Annotated in this window: 18 protein-coding genes; 5 read left to right on the plus strand and 13 right to left on the minus strand. The window is 62.1% G+C overall.

Features of this window, described 5'->3' with window-relative positions:
• Position 1 precedes the first annotated feature (1 nt).
• The 6 genes from KHO33_RS24170 to KHO33_RS24195 all read right to left on the minus strand — a co-directional run bounded on the left by KHO33_RS24170 (position 2) and on the right by KHO33_RS24195 (position 7,638).
• Positions 2-646 carry a ubiquinone biosynthesis accessory factor UbiJ gene (locus KHO33_RS24170; RefSeq protein ID WP_054037680.1) on the minus strand — a complete coding sequence of 215 codons (645 nt, stop codon included), beginning with the start codon at positions 644-646 and terminating at the stop codon, positions 2-4.
• A gap of 131 nt (positions 647-777) precedes the next feature.
• Positions 778-1,770, minus strand: coding sequence for a Tim44 domain-containing protein (locus KHO33_RS24175; RefSeq protein ID WP_200563884.1), 993 nt, complete (start codon positions 1,768-1,770; stop codon positions 778-780).
• A 38-nt stretch (positions 1,771-1,808) separates the two neighbouring features.
• Positions 1,809-2,540, minus strand: coding sequence for a bifunctional demethylmenaquinone methyltransferase/2-methoxy-6-polyprenyl-1,4-benzoquinol methylase UbiE (ubiE, locus tag KHO33_RS24180; protein WP_093646467.1), 732 nt, complete (start codon positions 2,538-2,540; stop codon positions 1,809-1,811).
• A 67-nt stretch (positions 2,541-2,607) separates the two neighbouring features.
• On the minus strand, positions 2,608-3,021 hold the full coding sequence (locus KHO33_RS24185; RefSeq protein WP_097391278.1) for a gamma-butyrobetaine hydroxylase-like domain-containing protein: 414 nt from the start codon (positions 3,019-3,021) through the stop codon (positions 2,608-2,610).
• A gap of 59 nt (positions 3,022-3,080) precedes the next feature.
• Positions 3,081-3,509, minus strand: coding sequence for an HIT family protein (locus KHO33_RS24190; RefSeq protein WP_200563886.1), 429 nt, complete (start codon positions 3,507-3,509; stop codon positions 3,081-3,083).
• A gap of 34 nt (positions 3,510-3,543) precedes the next feature.
• On the minus strand, positions 3,544-7,638 hold the full coding sequence (locus tag KHO33_RS24195) for a DUF3683 domain-containing protein (RefSeq protein ID WP_200563888.1): 4,095 nt from the start codon (positions 7,636-7,638) through the stop codon (positions 3,544-3,546).
• Positions 7,639-8,111: 473 nt separating this feature from the next.
• Between KHO33_RS24195 and ilvA the strand changes: the two genes are divergently transcribed.
• Genes ilvA through queF form a run of 3 tightly spaced genes read left to right on the plus strand, consistent with a single transcriptional unit; the run spans position 8,112 to position 11,424 of the window.
• On the plus strand, positions 8,112-9,677 hold the full coding sequence (ilvA, locus tag KHO33_RS24200) for a threonine ammonia-lyase, biosynthetic (RefSeq protein ID WP_268963351.1): 1,566 nt from the start codon (positions 8,112-8,114) through the stop codon (positions 9,675-9,677).
• Positions 9,678-9,700: 23 nt separating this feature from the next.
• Positions 9,701-10,603 (plus strand): 5'-nucleotidase, encoded by a 903-nt coding sequence (locus KHO33_RS24205; RefSeq protein ID WP_200563891.1) that lies wholly within the window; start codon positions 9,701-9,703, stop codon positions 10,601-10,603.
• Positions 10,600-11,424, plus strand: coding sequence for an NADPH-dependent 7-cyano-7-deazaguanine reductase QueF (gene queF, locus KHO33_RS24210; protein WP_054037665.1), 825 nt, complete (start codon positions 10,600-10,602; stop codon positions 11,422-11,424). Before KHO33_RS24205 ends, queF begins: the two co-directional genes overlap by 4 nt.
• A gap of 705 nt (positions 11,425-12,129) precedes the next feature.
• Here the strand turns inward: queF and KHO33_RS24215 are convergent.
• The 3 genes from KHO33_RS24215 to KHO33_RS24225 all read right to left on the minus strand — a co-directional run bounded on the left by KHO33_RS24215 (position 12,130) and on the right by KHO33_RS24225 (position 14,984).
• The gene (locus KHO33_RS24215) at positions 12,130-12,516 is read right to left on the minus strand and encodes a RidA family protein (RefSeq protein ID WP_028200605.1); all 387 of its coding nucleotides are present in this window, start codon (positions 12,514-12,516) and stop codon (positions 12,130-12,132) included.
• A 92-nt stretch (positions 12,517-12,608) separates the two neighbouring features.
• Positions 12,609-14,090, minus strand: coding sequence for an N-acyl-D-amino-acid deacylase family protein (locus KHO33_RS24220; protein ID WP_200563893.1), 1,482 nt, complete (start codon positions 14,088-14,090; stop codon positions 12,609-12,611).
• Between the two features lie 3 nt (positions 14,091-14,093).
• Positions 14,094-14,984, minus strand: a complete 891-nt coding sequence (locus KHO33_RS24225; protein ID WP_200563895.1) for a MurR/RpiR family transcriptional regulator — start codon at positions 14,982-14,984, stop codon at positions 14,094-14,096.
• 146 nt (positions 14,985-15,130) lie between these two features.
• Between KHO33_RS24225 and KHO33_RS24230 the strand changes: the two genes are divergently transcribed.
• Positions 15,131-16,408, plus strand: a complete 1,278-nt coding sequence (locus KHO33_RS24230; RefSeq protein WP_200563897.1) for an amino acid deaminase — start codon at positions 15,131-15,133, stop codon at positions 16,406-16,408.
• 89 nt (positions 16,409-16,497) lie between these two features.
• On the opposite strand, the gene KHO33_RS24235 is transcribed toward KHO33_RS24230, so the two are convergent.
• On the minus strand, positions 16,498-16,983 hold the full coding sequence (locus tag KHO33_RS24235; protein WP_054037662.1) for a MarR family winged helix-turn-helix transcriptional regulator: 486 nt from the start codon (positions 16,981-16,983) through the stop codon (positions 16,498-16,500).
• A gap of 31 nt (positions 16,984-17,014) precedes the next feature.
• Positions 17,015-18,610, minus strand: a complete 1,596-nt coding sequence (locus KHO33_RS24240; protein WP_200563899.1) for an MDR family MFS transporter — start codon at positions 18,608-18,610, stop codon at positions 17,015-17,017.
• A 140-nt stretch (positions 18,611-18,750) separates the two neighbouring features.
• Between KHO33_RS24240 and KHO33_RS24245 the strand changes: the two genes are divergently transcribed.
• Positions 18,751-19,593: an EcsC family protein gene (locus KHO33_RS24245; protein ID WP_054037790.1), complete on the plus strand. Its 843-nt coding sequence runs from the start codon at positions 18,751-18,753 to the stop codon at positions 19,591-19,593.
• On the opposite strand, the gene KHO33_RS24250 is transcribed toward KHO33_RS24245, so the two are convergent.
• Complete coding sequence (locus KHO33_RS24250; protein WP_054037660.1) at positions 19,563-20,540, minus strand: alpha/beta hydrolase; 978 nt, start codon at positions 20,538-20,540, stop codon at positions 19,563-19,565. The two genes, KHO33_RS24245 and KHO33_RS24250, sit on opposite strands and share 31 nt — an antisense overlap.
• Positions 20,541-20,668: 128 nt before the next feature.
• Positions 20,669-21,103 carry a CHRD domain-containing protein gene (locus tag KHO33_RS24255; protein WP_200563901.1) on the minus strand — a complete coding sequence of 145 codons (435 nt, stop codon included), beginning with the start codon at positions 21,101-21,103 and terminating at the stop codon, positions 20,669-20,671.
• Positions 21,104-21,471 lie beyond the last annotated feature (368 nt).

Consider the following 21,471-nt stretch of genomic DNA (forward strand, 5'->3'; position numbering starts at 1 on the left):
ACTAGCGCGTGCCGCGCGACGTGGCGGCGCCGCCCGGCGCATCTGCGCCGCGGGCTTCGACCTTCTGTTCAAGACGCTCGATGCGCTTTTCTACGCGCGCCAAAGCGTCGCGGGCGCGGGCCAGTTCGACGTTGAAGTCTTCCAGCGCGGCGCGGCGCACCAGTTGCGGGTTTTCGTCGAGCAGATACTCGGCGGCGGTGTCGAGCAGATTGCGCCCGGTACGCCGCGCATGTTCGCCGACCGTGCGCACGACCGAAGCCACCCGCCACGCCGGACCGTCGCCGATCAGCTTCGCCAGATCTTCTTCGGGCTCCCAGCGCAGATGCTCGGCGAGCTTGGCGATCACAGTCGCAAACTCGGCGTCGCCTTCGATCTTCACGTGCTTCATCACGGCGGCCTGGCCGCCTTGCATGAAGGCCGGCAACGCGTCGGACGGCACCGAGATGGTCACATCGAATTGTTGCGCATCGGTTTCGTCGAGCGCGCCGAGGTAGCCGTCGGGTTGCACCAGCAGCATCAGCACGACTGGCGGACAGGACAGTCTGGCGGTCTTGCCCGCGTACGGGGCGAGGCGCTCTCGAGCCCACAATTCGCGGGCGAGCAGATGATTGACAGCAGCAGCGAAGGGCTTGGCGGCGAGGGTCATTGAAAGTGGCAAGAAAAAACCCGCGCGGGCGAGGTGCCCGCGCGGGTTCCTATTGTAACGTCCGTTCGCTTCGCGGCTTGCTATGCCGAACGGCCAATGCTGTGTGCAAAGTCAGGGCAAGCAGCGCTGGCTCAGTGCTGTGACACCTGCTGAATGCCGGCCAGCAGCCAGCCTTCGCCGGGGCGGTTCGCCTTCGTCAGGTTCCAGACTTCGACGAACGGCTCAGCCGCCGCACCCGCCGATTCGCGGATCAAACCGGAGAAGCGCACGCTGGCGAAGTATTCGGACGCACGTTCTTCGACGCCCAGCAGCTCCGCATTCAGTTGCACCACGTCCGTCTGATTGGACTCGGCACCACGCGAGTTCAGATCCACCTTCACTTCCGCGAACATTTCCGGCGTGGTGAATTCGCGGATGTCTTCCGTGTTGCCGACGTCCCATGCAGCTTGCAGGCGCACGAAGTACACCTTCGCGTTGCGCAGGAAGGCTTCCGAATCGAAGCCGGCCGGCACGGCCGGGGCAGCGTTGATGGACGGCGTGGTCAGCGGGTTGCCTTGCGGTTCGAGGTACGAACCGGTGGGCGGAGCGGAGTAACGCGGCTCCTGCGTATAGCCGGTGCCGCCCGCATTCAGCGAAGGTGCGCCGCCCGCGTACGCCGGTTGCGACGTATTGCGCTTACGACCCATGAAGCGGCGGATCAGCCAGATGCCGATCATCGCGATGAGCGCGATCACGATGATGTTGGCCATAGCGCCAGCGAACGCGCCGCCCAGACCGAAGTGCGACAACAACGCCGCGATACCGAGACCGGCGGCAAGACCGGCGATCGGGCCAAGCCAGCGCGAGCGGTTAGGCGCTGCGGCGGGAGTCGGCGCGGGCGCCGGTGCCGGCTGCGCGCGCTGCTGCATGGCCTGATTGCTTTGGGAAGGTTGCGACGGAGCGGACTGTTGCTGAACCGTGTTCGACTGACGGCCAATGCTACGGCCGCCGCCCATGCGGCGGGCTTCCGCATCGAGCGAGGCGAGAGAGCCGGCCATGATCAGACCGACCATCGCGATCAGTCCGATTCTTCTCACCAATGACCTCGTAACCTTACGGGGAGATAACACACCTGAATCGGACATTTTCGTACTTTCCTTTAAAAATCGATGGGTTAGGAACCCTAGTATTTGGTCCCCACATGTAAAGCTACCACGCCAGCTGACAAATTGTAATATTTGACGCCGTCCAGGCCCGCTTGTTCCATCATTGTTTTTAAAGTTTCCTGATCCGGGTGCATCCGGATCGATTCCGCCAGGTAGCGGTAGCTCTCGGCGTCCTTCGCAAAGCGGTCGCCGAGCCACGGCAAGACCTTGAACGAATAGACGTCGTAGACCTTTTTCAGCGGATCCCACACCTTCGAGAACTCCAGCACCAGCAGACGGCCTGCCGGCTTCAGCACGCGGCGCATCTCGGCGAGCGCCACATCCTTGTGCGTCATATTGCGCAAGCCGAATGCCACGGTCACCACATCGAAGTAATTGTCCGGAAAGGGGATCTTTTCGGCGTCGCAGAGCAGCGCCGGGGTGATGACGCCCTTATCCAACAGGCGGTCGCGGCCCACGCGCAGCATCGATTCGTTGATGTCGGTGTGCCAGACTTCGCCGGTGTCGCCCGCCTGTTTGGCGAACGCCTTCGACAGATCGCCCGTGCCGCCCGCGATATCGAGCACCTTGAAGCCCGGCCGGACGTTGGCCTGGGCGATCGTGAACATCTTCCACGCCCGGTGCAACCCGCCCGACATCAGGTCGTTCATCAAGTCGTAGTTGGAGGCGACCGAGTGGAACACGCCCGCCACCTTCTGCGCTTTTTCCTGTTCGTCGACCGATTGAAAGCCGAAGTGGGTTTTGCTCATCGCGCTCGTCCTTTCGCGTATTCTGAAATGTTGCGCCGCATCAGTGCGGCGACCAGGGCGAATCGTATCAGTGACAGTGCCCGTGCGCAGCACCGGCTGGCGCCATGGGAGCATCGCGGTCGACGCCGGCCGCTGCCAGTTTGGCGAGATAGTCGCGCCAGAGTTCATCCTGACGGATAGCCATATCGTGCAGCAGGTCCCAGGAATAGATGCCGGTGGCGTGTCCGTCGGAGAAAGTCGGCTGCAGCGCATAGTTGCCGACGCCCTCGATCATGGTGATCGTGACGTCGCGCTTACCGGTTTGCAAAGTTTCCTGGCCGGGCCCGTGGCCCATCACTTCTGCCGACGGCGAATACACGCGCAGCAGTTCGAACGGCAGGCGATACGTTTCGCCATTTGCGTACTGCAATTCGAGTACGCGCGATTTGGAATGCACGACCACGCCGGTCGGCACCGGGGTATCGCGAGTCAAGCCACTCATATTGACCTCATTAGAAAGCGCCGGGCCGCCTCTGGCGCTGAACGCCAGGTTTGGAGCGTTCAGCCAAACGCCTGTTCGATTTCTTGCCGCACGGCTTCGCGCAGCAGGGTAGCTTGCGCGCGGCGCGACGACAGCATGGCTTCGGACACCGTGCGTTGGCGCGGCGCCCAGATCGGCAGCGGGAAATGAGCGTCGTTCGAAAAACGCGGAATCACATGCCAATGCACGTGCGGCACCTGGTTGCCGAGGCTCGCCAGGTTGACCTTCACCGGCTGGAGAATGCGCCGGATCGCACGCTCGACCGCATACACGGCCCGCATCACGCGATCGCGGTCGGTCTCGGCGAGATCGGAAAACTCAGCGACATGCTTGTTCCAGATCACCCGGCAAAAGCCCGGGTAGTCATGTTCGTCGGCGAGGACGACACGCAGGGTGTCGTCCTGCCACAGCACATCGCCGCCATCTTCACGGCAAAAAACGCATTCCATCGTCGTCCTCAGGCAAAAATCGTCAGTCGTGCCATTAAACCAGCACGCGCTCGATTCCGCCATTGTTCGCCCGCTGGACGTAATCCGCCATCCAGTCTTCGCCCAGCACGTGACGCGCCATTTCGACGACGATGTAGTCCGCCTCGGTGCCCGCGTCCTCGTTATAGCGCGACAGGCCTTGCAGGCAGGACGGGCAGCTCGTGAGGATCTTCACCTCAGTGGCGCCGTTCGGTTGCGGCCCGTCGCCCGCCTTGAGCACAGAACCATCCGGCGCACCCGCCGCGCCGGCCGACGCGTTGGCCGTATTGATCCCATTCGCACCCGCCTCCGCCACCAGCGGAATGCCACGCAGCTTCGCGGCGCCCTTGCGCATTTCCTCTTCCTTGCGGAAACGGACTTGCGTCGAAATGTCCGGGCGCGTCACCGCGAGTGTGCCGGATTCGCCACAGCAGCGATCGTTCTTCTCGATCTTGTAGCCGTCCTTTTCCGATCCCATCAGCTGATTGACGAGCTTGACCGGGTCCATCGTCTTGATCGGGGAGTGGCACGGGTCGTGATACATGTAGCGCACACCGTTGACGCCTTCGAGCTTGATCCCCTTCTCGAGCAGGAACTCGTGGATGTCGATGATCCGGCAGCCCGGGAAAATCTTCTCGAATTCGTAACCGGCGAGCTGGTCGTAACACGTACCGCACGACACCACCACCGTCTTGATGTCGAGATAGTTCAGCGTATTCGCGACGCGGTGGAACAGCACACGGTTATCCGTGACGATCTGCTCGGCCTTGTCAAACTGGCCCGAGCCGCGCTGTGGATAGCCGCAGCACAGGTAGCCCGGCGGCAGCACGGTTTGCACGCCCGCCTCCCACAGCATCGCTTGCGTGGCCAGACCCACTTGCGAGAACAGCCGCTCGGAGCCACAGCCCGGGAAGTAGAACACCGCTTCCGTGTCGGCTGTGGTCGTCTTCGGATTGCGGATGATCGGGACGATCTTGTTGTCCTCGATATCGAGCAACGCGCGCGCGGTTTTCTTCGGCAGGTTGCCCGGCATCTTCTTGTTCATGAAGTGAATCACCTGCTGCGTGACCTTCGGCTTGCCGACGGTTGCCGGCGGGTGCGCCGTCTGCTTCTTCGCGAACTTCTTCAGCACGTCGTTGCCGAGACGCTGCGCCTTGTAGCCGATGCCCATCATCGCGGTACGCGCGAGGTTGATGGTCTGCGGGTTGGTGGCGTTCAGGAAGAACATGCCGGCTGCGTTGCCCGGATTGAACTTCTTCTTGCCCATCTTGCGCAGCAGGTTGCGCATGTTCATCGTCACATCGCCGAAGTCGATCTTCACCGGGCACGGCGTCACGCATTTGTGACAGACGGTGCAGTGATCGGCGACGTCGTTGAACTCGTCCCAGTGTTTGATCGACACGCCGCGGCGGGTCTGCTCTTCATACAGGAACGCCTCGACCAGCAAGGAGGTGGCGAGAATCTTGTTGCGCGGGCTGTACAGCAGGTTCGCGCGCGGCACGTGAGTCGCGCACACCGGCTTGCACTTGCCGCAACGCAAACAATCCTTGATCGACTCGGAAATCGCACCGATGTCGGACTGCTGCATGATCAGCGATTCATAGCCCATCAGGCCGAAGCTCGGCGTGTAGGCGTTGCGCAGGTCAGCGCCTTCGAGCAGCTTGCCCGCGTTGAAGCGGCCATGCGGATCGACGCGCTGCTTGTACGCGCGGAATTCGCCGATCTCTTCCTCGGTCAGGAATTCGAGCTTGGTAATACCGATGCCGTGCTCGCCGGAAATCACGCCGTCGAGCGAACGCGCCAGCTTCATGATGCGCGCAACCGCCGTGTGGGCGTCCTGCAGCATCTCGTAGTTGTCGGAGTTGACCGGCAGGTTCGTGTGGACGTTGCCGTCGCCCGCGTGCATATGCAGCGCGACGAACACACGGCCGCGCAGGACCTGCTTGTGAATCGCCTGAGCTTCTTCGAGGATCGGTTTGAACTCACCGCCGTTGAAGATCTGACGCAATTCAGCCCGGATCTCCGCCTTCCACGACACGCGCACCGTACGGTCTTGCGTGATATGGAACACGGTCGCATCCGGCTGCGCGTCGACGCGATCGGCAAACTTCTCTGCCAGCCCTTCGTAGCCAAGGCCGACCAGATAATGCTGCGCTTCACGCAAGGACAGATCGAGCTTGTCGCGCAGGAATTCCCAGCGCGTACGCACCTTTTTCAGAACGTCGAGCGCCTGTTGCACGCGATCTTCGAGCAACTCCGCGCTCGGGATTTCGTTGGCGTCGTCGCTCTTGCCGAGCGGCAGCTTGCCACCCTTGAAGAACGTTTCGAGCGCGTCGACGAGTTGCAGCTTGTTCTTGATCGACAGTTCGATATTGATGCGTTCGATGCCGTCGGTGTACTCGCCCATCCGGTTGAGCGGGATCACCACGTCTTCGTTGATCTTGAACGCGTTGGTGTGCTTGGCAATCGCGGCGGTGCGGCTGCGGTCAAGCCAGAAACGCTTGCGCGCTTCGGCGTTGACGGCGACAAAACCTTCGCCGCTCTTACCGTTGGCCATACGCACCACTTCCGAGGTCGCTTGCGCGACCGCATCCGCATCGTCGCCGACGATGTCGCCGATCAGCACCATCTTCGGAAACGCGTTGCGCTTGCTCTTGGTCGCATAGCCGACCGCGCGCAGGTAGCGTTCGTCCAGATGCTCGAGGCCGGCGAGAATCGCGCCGCCCTGCTTCGACGTTTCAAACAGATAGTCCTTGATCTCGACGATGCTCGGGATCGCTTCACGGGCCTGACCGAAGAACTCGAGGCAGACCGTGCGCGTATGCGCCGGCATCTTGTGCAGCACCCAGCGCGCGGACGTGATCAAGCCGTCGCAGCCTTCTTTCTGCACGCCTGGCAGACCGGCCAGGAATTTGTCGGTCACGTCCTTGCCGAGACCTTCCTTGCGGAATACGCGGCCCTTGATGTTGAGCGATTCCGTGCGCAGCAGCTTTTCGCCTGGCGCGTGGTTGCCGTCGAACCACTTCAGCTCGAAACGCGCGACTTCGATGTCGTGGATCTTGCCGAGGTTGTGGTCCAGACGCGTGACTTCGAGCCAGTTCCCTTCCGGGTCGACCATGCGCCACCAGGCGAGGTTGTCGAGCGCCGTGCCCCACAACACCGCCTTCTTGCCGCCCGCGTTCATCGCGACGTTGCCGCCGACGCAGGATGCATCCAGCGAAGTCGGGTCGACCGCGAACACGAAGCCGGCCTGCTCGGCCGCTTCGGTCACGCGGCGTGTGACCACGCCCGCGCCGGAGAAAATCGTCGCCACCTTGCGCTCGACGCCCGGCAGTTCGGTCATCTCGACCGCGCCCAGCTGTTCGAGCTTTTCGGTGTTGATGACGGCCGAAAACGGCGTGAGCGGCACCGCGCCACCCGTGTAGCCCGTGCCGCCTCCGCGCGGAATCACGGTCAGACCGAGTTCGAAACACGCCTTGATCATGCCGGCGATCTCAGCCTCGGTATCCGGCGTCAGCACGACGAACGGGTACTCGACGCGCCAGTCGGTCGCGTCCGTCACGTGCGAGACGCGGGACAAGCCGTCGAACTTGATGTTGTCTTTTTCCGTGACCTTGCCCAGCACCTTGTTCGCGCGACGGCGCAAATCGAAGGTCTTCTGGAATTCGCTCTCGAAATCGTCGACGGCGCGGCGAGCAGCCGCCACCAGCGTTTCGACGCGAGCGGCCCGATCGACGCCCGCTTCATCGCCGTGCTCGACCAGATCGGCGCGACGGCGCTTCTCGATCTCGCTCAGACGGTGATGCAGCGCCTCGATCAGCAGCGCGCGGCGCTTCGGATTGTCGAGCAGGTCATCCTGCAGGTAAGGATTGCGGCGCACGACCCAGATATCGCCGAGCACTTCGTACAGCATCCGTGCCGAGCGGCCGGTGCGGCGTTCCGCGCGCAGTTCGGCCAGGGCCGCCCAGGCTTCGTCGCCGAGCAGACGGATAACGATTTCGCGGTCGGAAAACGACGTGTAGTTATAGGGAATTTCGCGCAGACGCGCTTCAGGATCGGCGGCCACCGCAGTGGCGGCCCCGTGCGGATCGAAAACTTGAGGTGCGTTCATGTTCGGACGACTCGGTGGGTCAACCGGGCGCGCTCATCTCTGTGAGGCGTCGGCGGACGGTGCGCGTGGGGCGCAATGCTGGAAATCTTCTAGGGGAGCGAAGCGCAACCGACGGCCTACCCACATCAGTCGCTTCACGGCGCTCAGAGACAGCTACACGATCGCGCGTGGCGGACGTGACGCTCCGCCGCGGGACAAGACTCACGCGGGACGGGCATCAAGTGGGCGATCTGAGGCTGCCAGTGCATCTTCCGATCCTTATTCCAAAATGGAATTCTACCCCATGATCCCGCCACGCGTTGACGCCTCAAATCTGGGTTGTGGCAGTACTTTTGGCGTTTTTGTGCTGAACGGCGCTCGTCAACGCATACGAACGATTCTCCGACCGGACGGTCGGGTTGGACTTTGCTTGCGGTGCGCCGGCATACGCCGAAGGTTCACAGAAGGCCAGCGTGCGCACCGTTGGCGCTATCATTGACCCTTTCCCGTCTCGCAAAGCGCACCGCGCCACCCGCATGGCTTCCCACGACTACCTGAAGAAAACCCTGACCGCGCGCGTCTACGACGTGGCCCGCGAGACCGAACTCGAACGCGCGCCGAATCTGTCGGCACGGCTGCGTAATCCGGTTTATCTGAAGCGCGAGGACAACCAGCCGGTGTTCTCGTTCAAGGTGCGCGGCGCGTACAACAAGATGGCGCATATTCCGGCGGATGCGCTGGAGCGGGGTGTCATTACCGCGTCGGCGGGCAATCACGCGCAGGGCGTGGCGTTGTCGGCGGCCCGGATGGGCGTGAAGGCGATCATCGTGGTGCCCGTGACGACCCCGCAGGTGAAAGTCGATGCGGTGCGCGCGCATGGCGGGGCGACCGTCGAAGTCGTGCAGTTCGGCGAGTCGTACAGCGACGCCTACGGACATGCCGTGAAGCTGCAGGAAGAACGCGGCCTGACGTTTGTTCACCCGTTCGACGATCCGTACGTGATCGCCGGCCAGGGCACGGTCGCGATGGAGATTCTCAGCCAGCATCAGGGCCCGATCCATGCGATCTTCGTGCCGATCGGCGGCGGAGGACTCGCGGCAGGCGTGGCCGCGTACGTGAAATCGGTGCGCCCGGAGATCAGGGTGATCGGGGTACAGACCGACGACTCGTGCGCGATGGCGGCATCCTTGAAAGCAGGCGAACGGGTCACATTGAACGAAGTCGGGCTGTTCTCGGATGGCACGGCAGTGAAGCTGGTCGGTGAAGAAACCTTCCGCCTGTGCCGCGAATATCTCGACGACGTGCTGCTCGTGAACACCGATGCGCTGTGCGCCGCGATCAAGGACGTGTTCCAGGACACCCGCAGTGTGCTGGAGCCGGCCGGCGCACTGGCCGTGGCTGGCGCCAAACAGTATGCCGAGCGTGAAGGCATCGAGGACCAGACGCTGATCGCGATCACGTCCGGCGCGAACATGAACTTCGATCGCATGCGTTTCGTGGCGGAGCGTGCTGAGGTGGGTGAAGCACGTGAAGCGGTGTTCGCCGTGACGATTCCGGAAGAGCGCGGCAGTTTCCGCCGCTTCTGCGAGTTGGTGGGCACACGCAGCGTCACCGAGTTCAACTACCGTATTGCGGACGCGAATTCAGCCCATATCTTCGTCGGCGTGCAGATCCGCAATCGCAGTGAATCCGCGCAGATCGCGGGCGCATTTGAAGCGCACGGCTTCGCCACCGTCGATCTGACTCTCGACGAACTGTCGAAGCAGCACATCCGCTACATGGTCGGCGGCCGCTCGCCGCTGGCGCATGACGAACGTCTGTTCCGTTTCGAGTTTCCGGAGCGTCCGGGCGCGCTGATGAAGTTCTTGTCGTCGATGGCGCCGAACTGGAATATCAGTCTGTTCCACTATCGCAACCAGGGTGCGGACTACAGTTCGATTCTGGTCGGCATTCAGGTGCCGGAAAGCGAGAACAGCGAGTTCGAACGCTTTATCACGACGCTGGGTTACCCGTGCTGGGAAGAGACGCAGAATCCGGTGTACCGATTGTTTCTCGCTTGATCTTATTGGACTAAAACGCGCAGATGGCTCTTTCGCTTGCCGACAAACTGGTGGTGGCAATCTCGTCGCGCGCGCTGTTCGACTTCGAGGAAGAGAACTGCGTGTACGAGAAGGGCAACCTGCAGGCGTATGAAGCGTTGCAGCGCGAGCGGCTGGCCGTGCCCGCCAAACCGGGCGTCGCGTTTCCGCTGATCCGCAAGCTGCTGGCCTTGAATGCCGGTGGCCATCGGGTCGAGGTGGTGATCCTGTCACGCAGCGATCCGATCAGTGGATTGCGCGCATTTCATTCGTGCAGGGAGTATGGGCTGGCGATCGAGCGTGGCGTGTTCACACGTGGGCGCGCGCCATTTGGCTACCTGAAGCCGTTGAACGCCTCGCTGTTTTTGTCCGCGAATCAGGACGACGTGCGCGACGCATTGGCTGCCGGATTTCCGGCCGCGCGCGTCTTGCCCGAATCGGCGAAAATGGCGAGCAAGTACCCGGACGAAATCCGGATTGCCTTCGACGGCGACGCCGTGCTGTTTTCCGACGAAGCCGAGCGCATCTTTCAGAAGGATGGCTTGCGGGCGTTCGTCGGCCATGAGATTCACAACAAGGATTTGCCGCTTGCGGATGGGCCTTTGAAGCCGTTGCTCGAAGCGCTGCACCGCCTGCAGAAACTCGCGGACGAAGCCGCACCGATGCATATTCGTACGGCATTGGTGACGGCGCGCTCGGCGCCGGCGCATGAGCGCGCGATCCGCACATTGATGGCGTGGAACATCGAAATCGACGAAGCGATGTTCCTCGGCGGCCTCGACAAGAGCGCGTTTTTGCGCGAGTTCGAGCCGGACTTTTTCTTCGACGACCAAATTGGCCATTGCGAATCGGCCCGCGTCGTGACGGCGACGGGGCACGTGCTGAGTGGCATCGTGAACGCATCATGACACCCGAACAATCACCGCTGGGTAAGGCATCCACTTACACCGAACAATATGACGCTTCGCTGCTCTTTCCGATTGCCCGGAAGAATGCACGCGAGGCGATTGGGATTGGCGCGCAGTTGCCGTTTTTCGGCACGGACATCTGGAATGCTTACGAGCTTTCCTGGCTGAACGCGCGCGGCAAGCCGCAGATTGCGGTGGCGACTTTCTTTGTGCCGGCTGACTCGCCGAACATTGTCGAGTCGAAGTCGTTCAAGCTTTATCTGGGGTCGTTTGCGCAGACGGCTTTTGAATCAATGGAAGTTGTGCGCGACACGATCAAGCGGGATGTTTCCGCTTCATGCGGCGCGACGGTGTCGGTTCATCTGGCGGCGCCGTATGAGTTCGGCAAGTTGCAGATGGAAGAGTTTGACGGCTTGTCGCTGGATCGGCTCGATCTCGATACCGATGTTTATCACCCTGATGCTTCGTTGCTGAAGGCTGCGTTCGACGAGTCGCCTGTTGAGGAGACGTTGGTTTCCAACTTGCTAAAGTCGAATTGTCCTGTGACGGGGCAGCCTGATTGGGGCAGTGTGCAGATTCACTATGTTGGGCCGCAGATCGATCATGCGGGCTTGCTGAGGTACATCATTTCCTATCGGAATCACACTGGGTTTCATGAGCAGTGCGTCGAGAGGATTTTTATCGATGTGCTTAAGGCCTGCCGGCCGGTGAAGCTAGCTGTTTACGCGCGGTATACCCGCCGCGGGGGGCTGGATATTAATCCGTTCCGGACGAATTTTAATTTACCTATGCCGGATAATTTGCGGCTGGCGCGGCAATAAGGGTAGGTGGTTTTTTTGCCTTTTGCGGCGGCATTGTCAGTGTTCTTAGGGCTTTGGCCTTTCCTTGATTTGTTAGTGGTCTATTAGCGTCGCCCCTGTGCGGGGCAGGCACTTACTTTCTTTGCCACCACCGCAAAGAAAGCGGCTAGAAGCCCCTGCTAAGCGGGTCGCGCAGCTCGCTCATGGTAGTGGTGCATCTGGAATCTGTGTTCGTGCCCCTGCATGCGTCAGTGACAAGGGCGTCATACTTCCGGCGGCGCTTCGCGCGCCAAAGAGTACTTCATAAGACCGATCGCTATGTTTTCGTGTGCGCCGCTCATTCGGCCCGTCGCCGAGGCGAAACCGATGGCCCCGACTTGAACCGAAGCCCCTGGTTTCCCTGGCATACCCGTCCGCGACGCACGTAGTGCGGAGTGGGAGCTGATGACACCTTTGTCACTACCGCGTGAAGGTGCGAGAGCCCGGATTCCACGGAGCCACTACCACTTGCGGGCTACGGTTCCCGCTTAGCAGGGGCTTCTAACGCCGCTTTCTTTGCTTACTTTCTTTGCGACGGCGGCAAAGAAAGTAAGTGCCTGCCCCGCACAGGGGCAACGCTAATAGACCACTAACAAATCAAGGAAAGGCCAAAGCCCTAGGAACACTGACAAACAAGCGCCGAGCAGGCAAAAAAACCTAACCAGCGCCCACGGCGACCAAAAAACCTTAAGCCGAAGGCTTCTTATAAGCGACGCAGTCAACCTCAACCCGACAATCAATCACCATCGAAGAAACCACACACGCCCGCGCCGGTGGATTCTCCCCAAAATACTCCCGAAACACCTTATTAAATGAAGCAAAATCCCGCGGATCATCCAGCCAAACACCGCAGCGGACAACATGCTCCGCCCCATACCCAGCTTCCTTCAGAATAGCGAAAACATTCTGAATCGCCTTGTGCGATTGCTCAACGATCCCACCATTGATCACCTCGCCATTTTCCATCGGCGTCTGCCCGGAAACGAACAACCAGCCATCCGCTTCGACCGCCCGAGCAAAGGGCATATGTTGACCACCCGTACCCTTGCCACCTTCAACGCCATATCGCTTCATCATCCAACTCCTTAAAAAGTCCGGCACGCAGCGCGAGCAATGCCACAACCCCGTGCCACATCAGCCAAATCAGCCACATCAATCAGAAAAAATCAGAACGCGCCGTGCGCATCACCCTTCGACGCCGCACCACGCGCCACAAAGTGCCCTGCCCGTTCGCCAGTCACCGCGCCATCGCGGTAAGCCAACACGCCATTCACCCACACCGCGTCGATTCCATCGGCCGCCTGTTGCGGCTTCTCGAACGTCGCCGCGTCGCGCACTTTCGCCGGATCAAATAACACCAGATCCGCGTGATAACCGATGTGCACCTCGCCGCGCTGCGCCAAGCCAAACCGGCGCGCCGACAAACTGGTCATCTTGCGCACCGCCTCTTCAAGCGGCAGCAAACCGGCGTCACGTACGTAGTGCCCAAGCACGCGCGGAAACGCGCCCCACAACCGCGGATGCGGCAACGGATCGTTCGGCAATCCGTCCGAGCCAACCATCGTCGCGGGATGCGACAGAATGCGCCGCACGTCGTCCTCGGACATGTTGTGATACACCGCGCCCGCCGGCTGCAATCGCTTGCCGGCCTCCTGCTGCGTGACGCCCCACTCGGCGGCAATCTCCCTGATCAGCTTGCCCGCCATCTCGGGATGCGGCTCCGACCATGTAATCGTGATGTCGATGTCGCCCGTCACCTGCTTCACGTCGAGCGTCGACGAACTGCGGTTGTACGGATAGCAATCGCAACCGATCGGCTGCAAACGACGCGCGCCCTCCAGCGACTTAAGCACCTCTTCGCTGCGCCCCCAGTTCGACGGCCCTGCGCACTTCAGATGCGAAATCACCACCGGCACATGCGCGTGACGGCCCACCCGATACGCTTCGTCCATCGCGTCGAGAATCGCGTCGAACTCGGTACGCATGTGCGTGGTGTAAAGCGCGCCTGCGGCGGCGAGCGGCTCGGCGAGCGCCATCACTTCTTCGGTCGGCGCGGAGAAGGCTGAGCCATAGGCGAGCCCGGAGCTCAAACCCAACGCCCCGTTCGACAACGCCTCTTCGAGTTGCGCGCGCATGCCGTCGATTTCCGCCGCAGTCGCCGCACGATCGAGCCGGTCCATCTGATTGCTGCGCAACGCCGTGTGCCCAATCAGCGCGCCGACATTCACTGCCGGGCGCGCGGCGTTTACCGCTTCGACGTACGCAGCGAAAGTCGGGTACTGGAACGCATCGCGCTCGCCAAGCAGATTCATCGGATCGGGCGGATCGCCCTTCAGCGACACCGGCGACGCGCTGATCCCGCAATTGCCGACAATCACCGTCGTCACGCCCTGCGTGATCTTCGGCAGCATTTGCGGCGAACGGATCACGTGCGTGTCGTCATGCGTATGAACGTCGATGAAGCCCGGCGCCAGCGCGCGACCGTTGGCCTCGACCACCTCTTCGGCGAGCCAGTTCGACAGATTGCCGATCGCGGCGATGCGGCCGTCGCGGATCGCAACGTCGCGTTCGACCGGCGGCGCGCCCGTGCCGTCGTACAGTTGCGCGCCGACGATCAGCGTATCGGCGGCTTCGGGATGCGAATGCATGGATCAGTCTCCTAACGGTTGTCGGTCGCCGCCGCCACGGTGCGCGTCGAGCGCGTGCTTCATGCGGCGCAGCAATTCGCGGCTCTCGTCACCCTGACTCACGGCAAGTTCAGTGACGAGTACATCGAGCGCCATCATCATCGAGTAACGCGACGACGACGGTTTGTAAATAAAATCGGTTTCGAAGGCGACGATCGGGATCACCCAATCGGCCAGTTTGGCCAACGGCGAAGCCGGCGCGGTCAGAGCGATCACGGTCGCCCCGTAGCTGCGGGCGATCTTGCAGTTCTCGACCATCTCGGGCACGCGCCCGGTGGTGGACAACGCGATCACCACGCACTCGCGCGACACGGTGCTCGCCACCATGCGCTGCAACAGGCCGTCCTGATAGGTCGCAACCGGCCGGCCGAGGCGCACGAGCCTGAAGCGCATTTCGTCGGCAAGCGCGGTCGAGCCGCCGCCCATGCCGAACACGTAGATCATCCGAGCGGCGCGCAACGCGGCTGCGGCTTCGGCTAAAGGCGCCTGCCGCAACAATTGATGGTTATGGGCAAGCGCAGTCTGCAGTTCGTCGAATACGCGGGTGGCAATCGGCTCGGGCGCGTCGGTGGGTTCGCCCGCCTGCAGGAAGCGCTGCCCGACAGCGGCCGCCTGCGCGAGCCGCAGCTTCAACTCCCGCACGTCGCGACAACCCACCGCCTTGGCAAAGCGCGTCACGGTCGCGACGCTCACCTCTGCCTGCTGGGCGAGCGCGCCTATGCTGGCGCGCGATGCGCCGGTCAGGTCATCGAGAATCAGCGCGGCGACCTTCCGTTCGGCCGAACGCAGTTCCGGCGCGCATTCGGCGATGCGCGCGACGATATCGAAGGCCAGCGGTTCGGTGGTCAGGTTCATTGCAGGCTGTGAGGTGTCTCGCGAACGCTTACAAAGCGCTTCCGGAAAACCGTGGTACTAAATAACATTCCTCCAGGCATCGTACTTTCGGTAACATGGTAAAGTCAACTTTGATTCGATTTAACTGGACGATGGAGCAGGGAGACATGAAAGTTACAAACTATCAGGGCGCAACGATTGATCCTTATAGCAAGGGCTTGGGCATGGTTCCGGGCACCAGCATCCAACTCACGGATGCCGCGCGCCTCGAGTGGAACCTGCTGAACGAAGACGTGAGTCTGCCTGCCGCCGTGCTGTACGCGGATCGTGTGGAACACAACCTGAAGTGGATGCAGGCGTTCGTCGCGGAATACGGCGTCAAGCTCGCGCCGCACGGCAAAACCACCATGGCACCGCAGCTGTTTCGCCGTCAGCTCGAAACCGGCGCATGGGGCATCACGCTCGCCACCGCGCATCAGGTGCGCGCCGCGTATCACGGCGGTGTGTCGCGGATTCTGATGGCCAACCAGCTGGTCGGCCGCCGCAACATGATGATGATCGCCGAGTTGCTGAGCGACCCTGATTTCGAGTTCTTCTGCCTCGTCGATTCGGTCGAAGGCGTCGAGCAACTGGGTCAGTTTTTCACGTCGGTACGCAAGCCGCTGCAGGTGTTGCTCGAGCTCGGCGTGCCGGGCGGCCGCACCGGCGTGCGCGACGAAGCGCAGCGCAATGCGGTGCTCGAGGCAATCGCGCGCTATCCGGATGTGCTGAAGCTGGCGGGCGTCGAATTGTATGAAGGCGTGCTGAAAGAAGAACACGAAGTGCGCGAGTTCCTGCAGAGCGCCGTCGCTGTAACGCGCGCGCTTGTCGACGAAGGGAGTTTTGCCCGCACGCCAGCCGTTCTGTCAGGCGCCGGCTCGGCCTGGTACGACGTGGTCGCGGAAGAATTCGTGAAGGCCTCGGAGACCGGCAAGGTCGAAGTCGTGCTGCGGCCCGGCTGCTATCTGACGCATGACGTCGGCGTCTACCGCAAGGCGCAGACGGACATCTTCGCGCGCAATCCGGTCGCGAAGAAAATGGGCGAAGGCTTGCTGCCGGCGCTGCAATTGTGGGCGTATGTGCAGTCGATTCCGGAACCGGATCGCGCGATCATCGGCCTCGGCAAGCGTGACTCCGCTTTCGACGCAGGCATGCCGGAGCCGTCGCGCCACTATCGTCCGGGCACCGAAGCGCCACGCGATATCGCGGCGAGCGAAGGCTGGGAGATTTTCGGTTTGATGGATCAGCACGCGTATCTGCGGATTCCAGCGGGCGCCGATCTGAAGGTAGGCGACATGATCGCGTTCGACATCTCGCATCCGTGCCTGACGTTCGACAAGTGGCGCCAGGTGTTGGTGGTCGATCCGTCGTATCGCGTCACGGAAGTGATCGAAACGTTCTTCTGATCGTGATAGACCCGGCGCGTTTCACCGCAAGGTGGCGCGCCGTTTGTTGCAGGCTTGCCGCTCAATCGGCAGGTTTGATCCTCGCTGGCTTAGCGAGCCGGGTCGGCCTCCGCCGTGTCGGGCACCTGGCCAGCCGACGCAGTCGCAGCCGCCACTTCGCCAATCCGCACTTCCAGCATCTTCAACGCCCCCGACAACGCGCTCAGCGCTTCGTCCGGCAACGCCGCCATCGTGTCGTGCAAAAAAGCATTGCGACGCGGCAAGCTGGCTTCGGTCGCCGACCGTCCCGCTTCGGTCAAACGCACATTGGTCACGCGGTTATCGCGCGTATCCATGCTGCGAGCAATCCAGCCTAAACCTTCCAGCGTTTTCAACTGCCGCGTCAGCGCGCCCGGATCGACGCGCAAGCGCTCGACCAGCCGCTTCTGCGACGACTCGCCGGCCTGTTCGTGCAGCGCGAGCAGAATGCGCCAGCGCGGCAACGGATGACCCACGTGGGCCTCGAACGCCGACATGAACGCCCGATAAGTGCGGCCGAATTGCTGCATGACGGCGACGCGGTCCTGTTCTTCCATGATCTGTCAGTAAAACGGTAAGGCTAAAAAATCAATCCGCGTGAATCACCGGCTCGAGCTTGCGCTGAAGCTTGACTGGCGGCACACGGCGGCTTTGCCACACGGACACCACGGCGATGATCGCCGCCAGCGCGAGACCCAGATGAATTGCTGAAACGAGCGCCTCGCGTGCACTCTCGAGCAACATCGCACCGTTGTGGCCAGCATGCGTCAGCTGGCCGAGCAAGGTGGTTTGCGCATCGCGATTGATGAGGATTTGCGGGTCGCCGAGATCGGCAAACCACTGCGACGCGTGATCGTTTTCCAGCGCGCTACGCACGCCGCTCGCGTACATATGGCTGATCAGCGTACCGGTCAGCGCCGTGCCGATCATCCCGCCGATCATTCGCAGCGACTGCAGCAGCGCGGTGGCAATACCGAGGTGTTCGCGGCCCGCAGTCTGCTGCGCGAAGATCGTCAGATTCGGCATCACGAAACCGAGACCGAGTCCGCCGAGCACCATGAACGACATCAGCAGCCATTGCGGCATGGCACGCGTCGCAACGACCACGCCGAGGCACGACAGCGCCACCAGCGCGAAGCCGACGTACAGCATCAGATTCGGATTGCGTACACGCGAGACGATGCGGCCGTTGGCGATACTGCCGATCGTGATGAACACGACGAGCGGCGTAATGACGAGCCCCGCCTCCTTCGGCGACATCCCGAAACCGCCCTGAAATAGCAACGGCGCGTAGAACAGCAACGAGAACATCGTGAAGCCGCCCAGCACCGCGAGCGTGAACAGCGCGGCCAGACTGCGATTGCGAAACATATCCACCGGCAGAATCGCCGTCGGGCAGCGTTTTTCCCACTGCCACAAGCCGTATGCCGAGGCGACGCTCAATGCAAGCAGCGCGAAGGCGCCCAAGGTGACGCCGTGCTTCGGCAACAACTCGACGAACAATTGCAGCGAGCCGAGCGCCACCGCGATCAACAACGCACCCGGCCAATCGAGCCGCATCTTGCCTTCGTGCTCGATGTGCCGCAGATGCGGCAGAAAGCGCCAGACGAAAAATAGCGACAGCAAGCCGACCGGCAGATTCACGTAAAACACCGAGCGCCAGCCGTAGTACTGCGTGAGAAAACCGCCGAGCGACGGCCCCACCGCGTTCGCAATCCCGAATGCCGAACTCATCAGCACCTGCCAGCGCAGTCGCACGACCGAGTCGGGAAAGAGATCAGGAATGCACGCGAAGGCGGTGCCGACCAGCATGCCGCCGCCGATGCCCTGCAAGCCGCGCGCAAGCACGAGGAACAGCATGTTGTTGGCAGCGCCGCAGAGCACCGAAGCGGCAGTGAACACGACGATCGATGCGATCACAAATGGCTTGCGCCCGTAGTAATCGCCAAGGCGGCCGAAGATCGGCACGGTGATCACCGAGGTCAGCAAATACAACGTGCCGACCCACGCGTAGAGCTCGAAACCCTTCAGTTCCGCGACGATCGTGGGCAACGCGGTGCCGACCACGGTCTGGTCCAATGCGACCAGCATCGAAACGAAGGAAACGCCGAGCATCGCCAGTAGCGACTCACGGAACGGTAAAACTTGCCCACTCGAGTGGTGGGCCGCGGTATGGACAGCCATTTTTGATGGGGCAAAAGTTGACTCGTCAAACAATTGGGAATCATACCATGAGGTGATGCTCTAAGCTGGAACGCGCCGGTGCCGCTCACCGCATTGGCAATCGACTGAAGAATGGACAATACATGACGCCAGGGAGGCACATGGAGCCGAGTTTGCTCGCAGCACAATCCTTATCGGACGACGACCTGGGCGCGTTGCGACGCGCGAAACACGAACTGGAGAGCCCCGCGCTGGCGATGAAACTGGCAAGCATCGTCGGCGCGCCGCTCGAGAAGCTGCTCGCGCGCATGCCGGCTTTTGCCAACGAAAAGGTCACGGATGCGACGGAACTGGCGTTGCGCAAGTGCCTCTCGATCGCGCTGCGCACGCTGGGGCGGCAGGCCGGCGCCTCGCCCCTAGTGGTGCCCGACAAGCCGAGCAACCTGCTGCACAAGTTCGCCGTGGCCACCACCGGCGCGGCCGGCGGCGCGTTCGGTCTGTTCGCGCTGCCCGTCGAGTTGCCCGTCACGACCACGCTGATGTTTCGCTCGATCTGCGACATCGCGCGCAGCGAGGGCGAGGATCTGTCTTCGATCGACACGCAGCTGCAATGCCTGACGGTGCTCGGCATGGGCGGCACCTCGAAAGCCGACGACGACGCCGACTTCGGCTACTTCATCATGCGCGGCGCGCTGGCGCAGGCGGTATCGAAGGCTTCATCCGAAATCGCGACGAAAGGCTTCACCGCGCATGGTTCGGCGGCCTTGCTACGCCTGCTCAACACCATTGCTGCGCGCTTTTCGGTGCAGGTGAGCGAGCAGATCGCCGCCAAGTCGATTCCGGCGATCGGCGCGGTGCTTGGCGCGATGGTCAATACGGTGTTCATCGACCACTTCCAGCAGGTCGCGCACGGTCACTTCACCGTGCGGCGGCTGGAGCGGCAATACGGCCAGGAAACCGTCGAAGCCGCCTATCAGGCAATCGACGTCACCCTGGACGGCTGAGCGGCCGTGCCGCGCCCGCTCGTTGTCGCACTCGTCACGCGCCGCACGAAGGCCGCGGCGCAGTCGAGCGCGCGACCGCCTTCCGGGATGAACGGCGTGAACAAGGGCCAGACGTGCGGCATTTTCTTCCACACTTCGAGTTCGCAGTCCACGCCCGCCGCGCGCGCCTTGTCGGCAACCCGTTGCGAGTCGTCGAGCAATACCTCGGTGCTGCCCGCCATGATGAAGAGCGGCGGTAGGCCGTGCATGTCGGCATAGACCGGCGAAGCGTAGGGATGCGTGGCAGGCGTGTCGCCGAGATAGACCTGCGCGGCCCGCGCGATCGCGGGACCGCTGAACATCGGATCTAGGCCGTCGTTGGTGCGAATGGTGGCGCCGGCAGCAGCCAGATCGGTCCACGGTGAGAACAGCAGGCAGCCTGCCGGCAGTGGATCGCCGGCGTCGCGCAAGGCGACTACCGTAGCGAGCGCAAGGCCGCCGCCCGCTGAATCCCCCGCGATCACGATCGACTCGGGCGGCGTGCCGTTCGCAATCAGCTGACGGTAGGCCGCGGTTGCATCGTCGAGCGCCGCTGGAAAGCGATGTTCGGGCGCAAGATGGTAGTCGAGGGAAAAGATCGGTGCGTTCGCTCGTGTGGCGAGGCCGAATACGAGCGAGCGATGCGTACGCGGTGAACAGAAGTAGTAGCCACCACCGTGGCAATACAACACGGTCGGGGCATTCCCAGAAGTGGACGCGCCGTCAGCACGCTCGATCCACTCACCCTGCAGCGGCCAATCGTTCGGCCCGTACGACTCACGCAGACGCCAGCCGCCCGGCACGCGCGGCGACCAGGCGCGCTTGGCTGTCAGCGCACGCGCCTTCTCCACGTTGATAGTCGGCTTGAGGGTTTGCGGTCGAAACTGCTTACGCAGATACCAGCACGCGAGTGCACTTTGCCAACTCATCGGGACACGCTCCTTCGATAGTGTCCCAACATGGTACGTGCGTTCGCCGCCGCGCCGGTGGACGGCGGCTTCTAATCCCGAAAAAGCGCCCGCGCCACCAGGCAAGGTTTTTTTCGTATTCCTCTCGCCTAGTTCGCCGGCAAAACCTGCCCGCGAATCTCTCCCGTCGGATTCTGGTCGGTATGGACGTTGAAGTACCACTGCCCCGCCATCAGGTCCGTCACCTGCTGTTCGGTAAGCGCCGCCGATCCTTTGATCGGGCTCGCCAACGCGTCCTTGCCGATCGGCACCTGGACCTTGGCGTTCTGCCCGACGGGCGCCGGACCGTGGAAGTGCGCGGCGGTTGCCGGACCGCTCAGCCCTTCATAGGTGATCGTCCATTGCAGGGATTTGGTCGACGTATCGAATGTGGCGTTCAACATACCGTGCCCGTGACTCACGCGCGGCGGCACTTCGCTCGATGGTTCGAGGTCAGCCTTCAACGCCACCGTATCCGCAAAGGCGACGCCCGACGCCAACGCCCACAACACCACAGCAAGATTCAGTTTTCGAAGCGCAATCATGGTCTTCTCCGGACTTTGATGCACCGCCGCACCGACATTTCGGTCACGCGCAGAGCCACCACATACTAGTGCAAATCCGTTGTGGGTGTTTGCGTCGGGGTCAAATGACATCGCGGCGATCTGCGCGACGCCTTCATCGACATTTACAAACAGTTAATTGCGCAATTCGTACTGAATCTTTTGCGCCATCCCGATTATGCTTCCGACTGCGAGAAGTGACTCCTTCATCGAGGGATGTCTCCAAATCTTTAACGCGGCTTCGGCCGCGTTTTTTTTCGTCCTCTCGATTCACCGCGTGGATTCAGTCACGAGCGCGCGTCAATGCGATCGCCCTAGCGAGCCGCTACGGGCTGTCTCGGTGCGGAGCG

Origin of the sequence: Paraburkholderia nemoris, assembly GCF_905221015.1 — a bacterium.
In the GTDB taxonomy this organism is placed as follows: domain Bacteria; phylum Pseudomonadota; class Gammaproteobacteria; order Burkholderiales; family Burkholderiaceae; genus Paraburkholderia; species Paraburkholderia nemoris.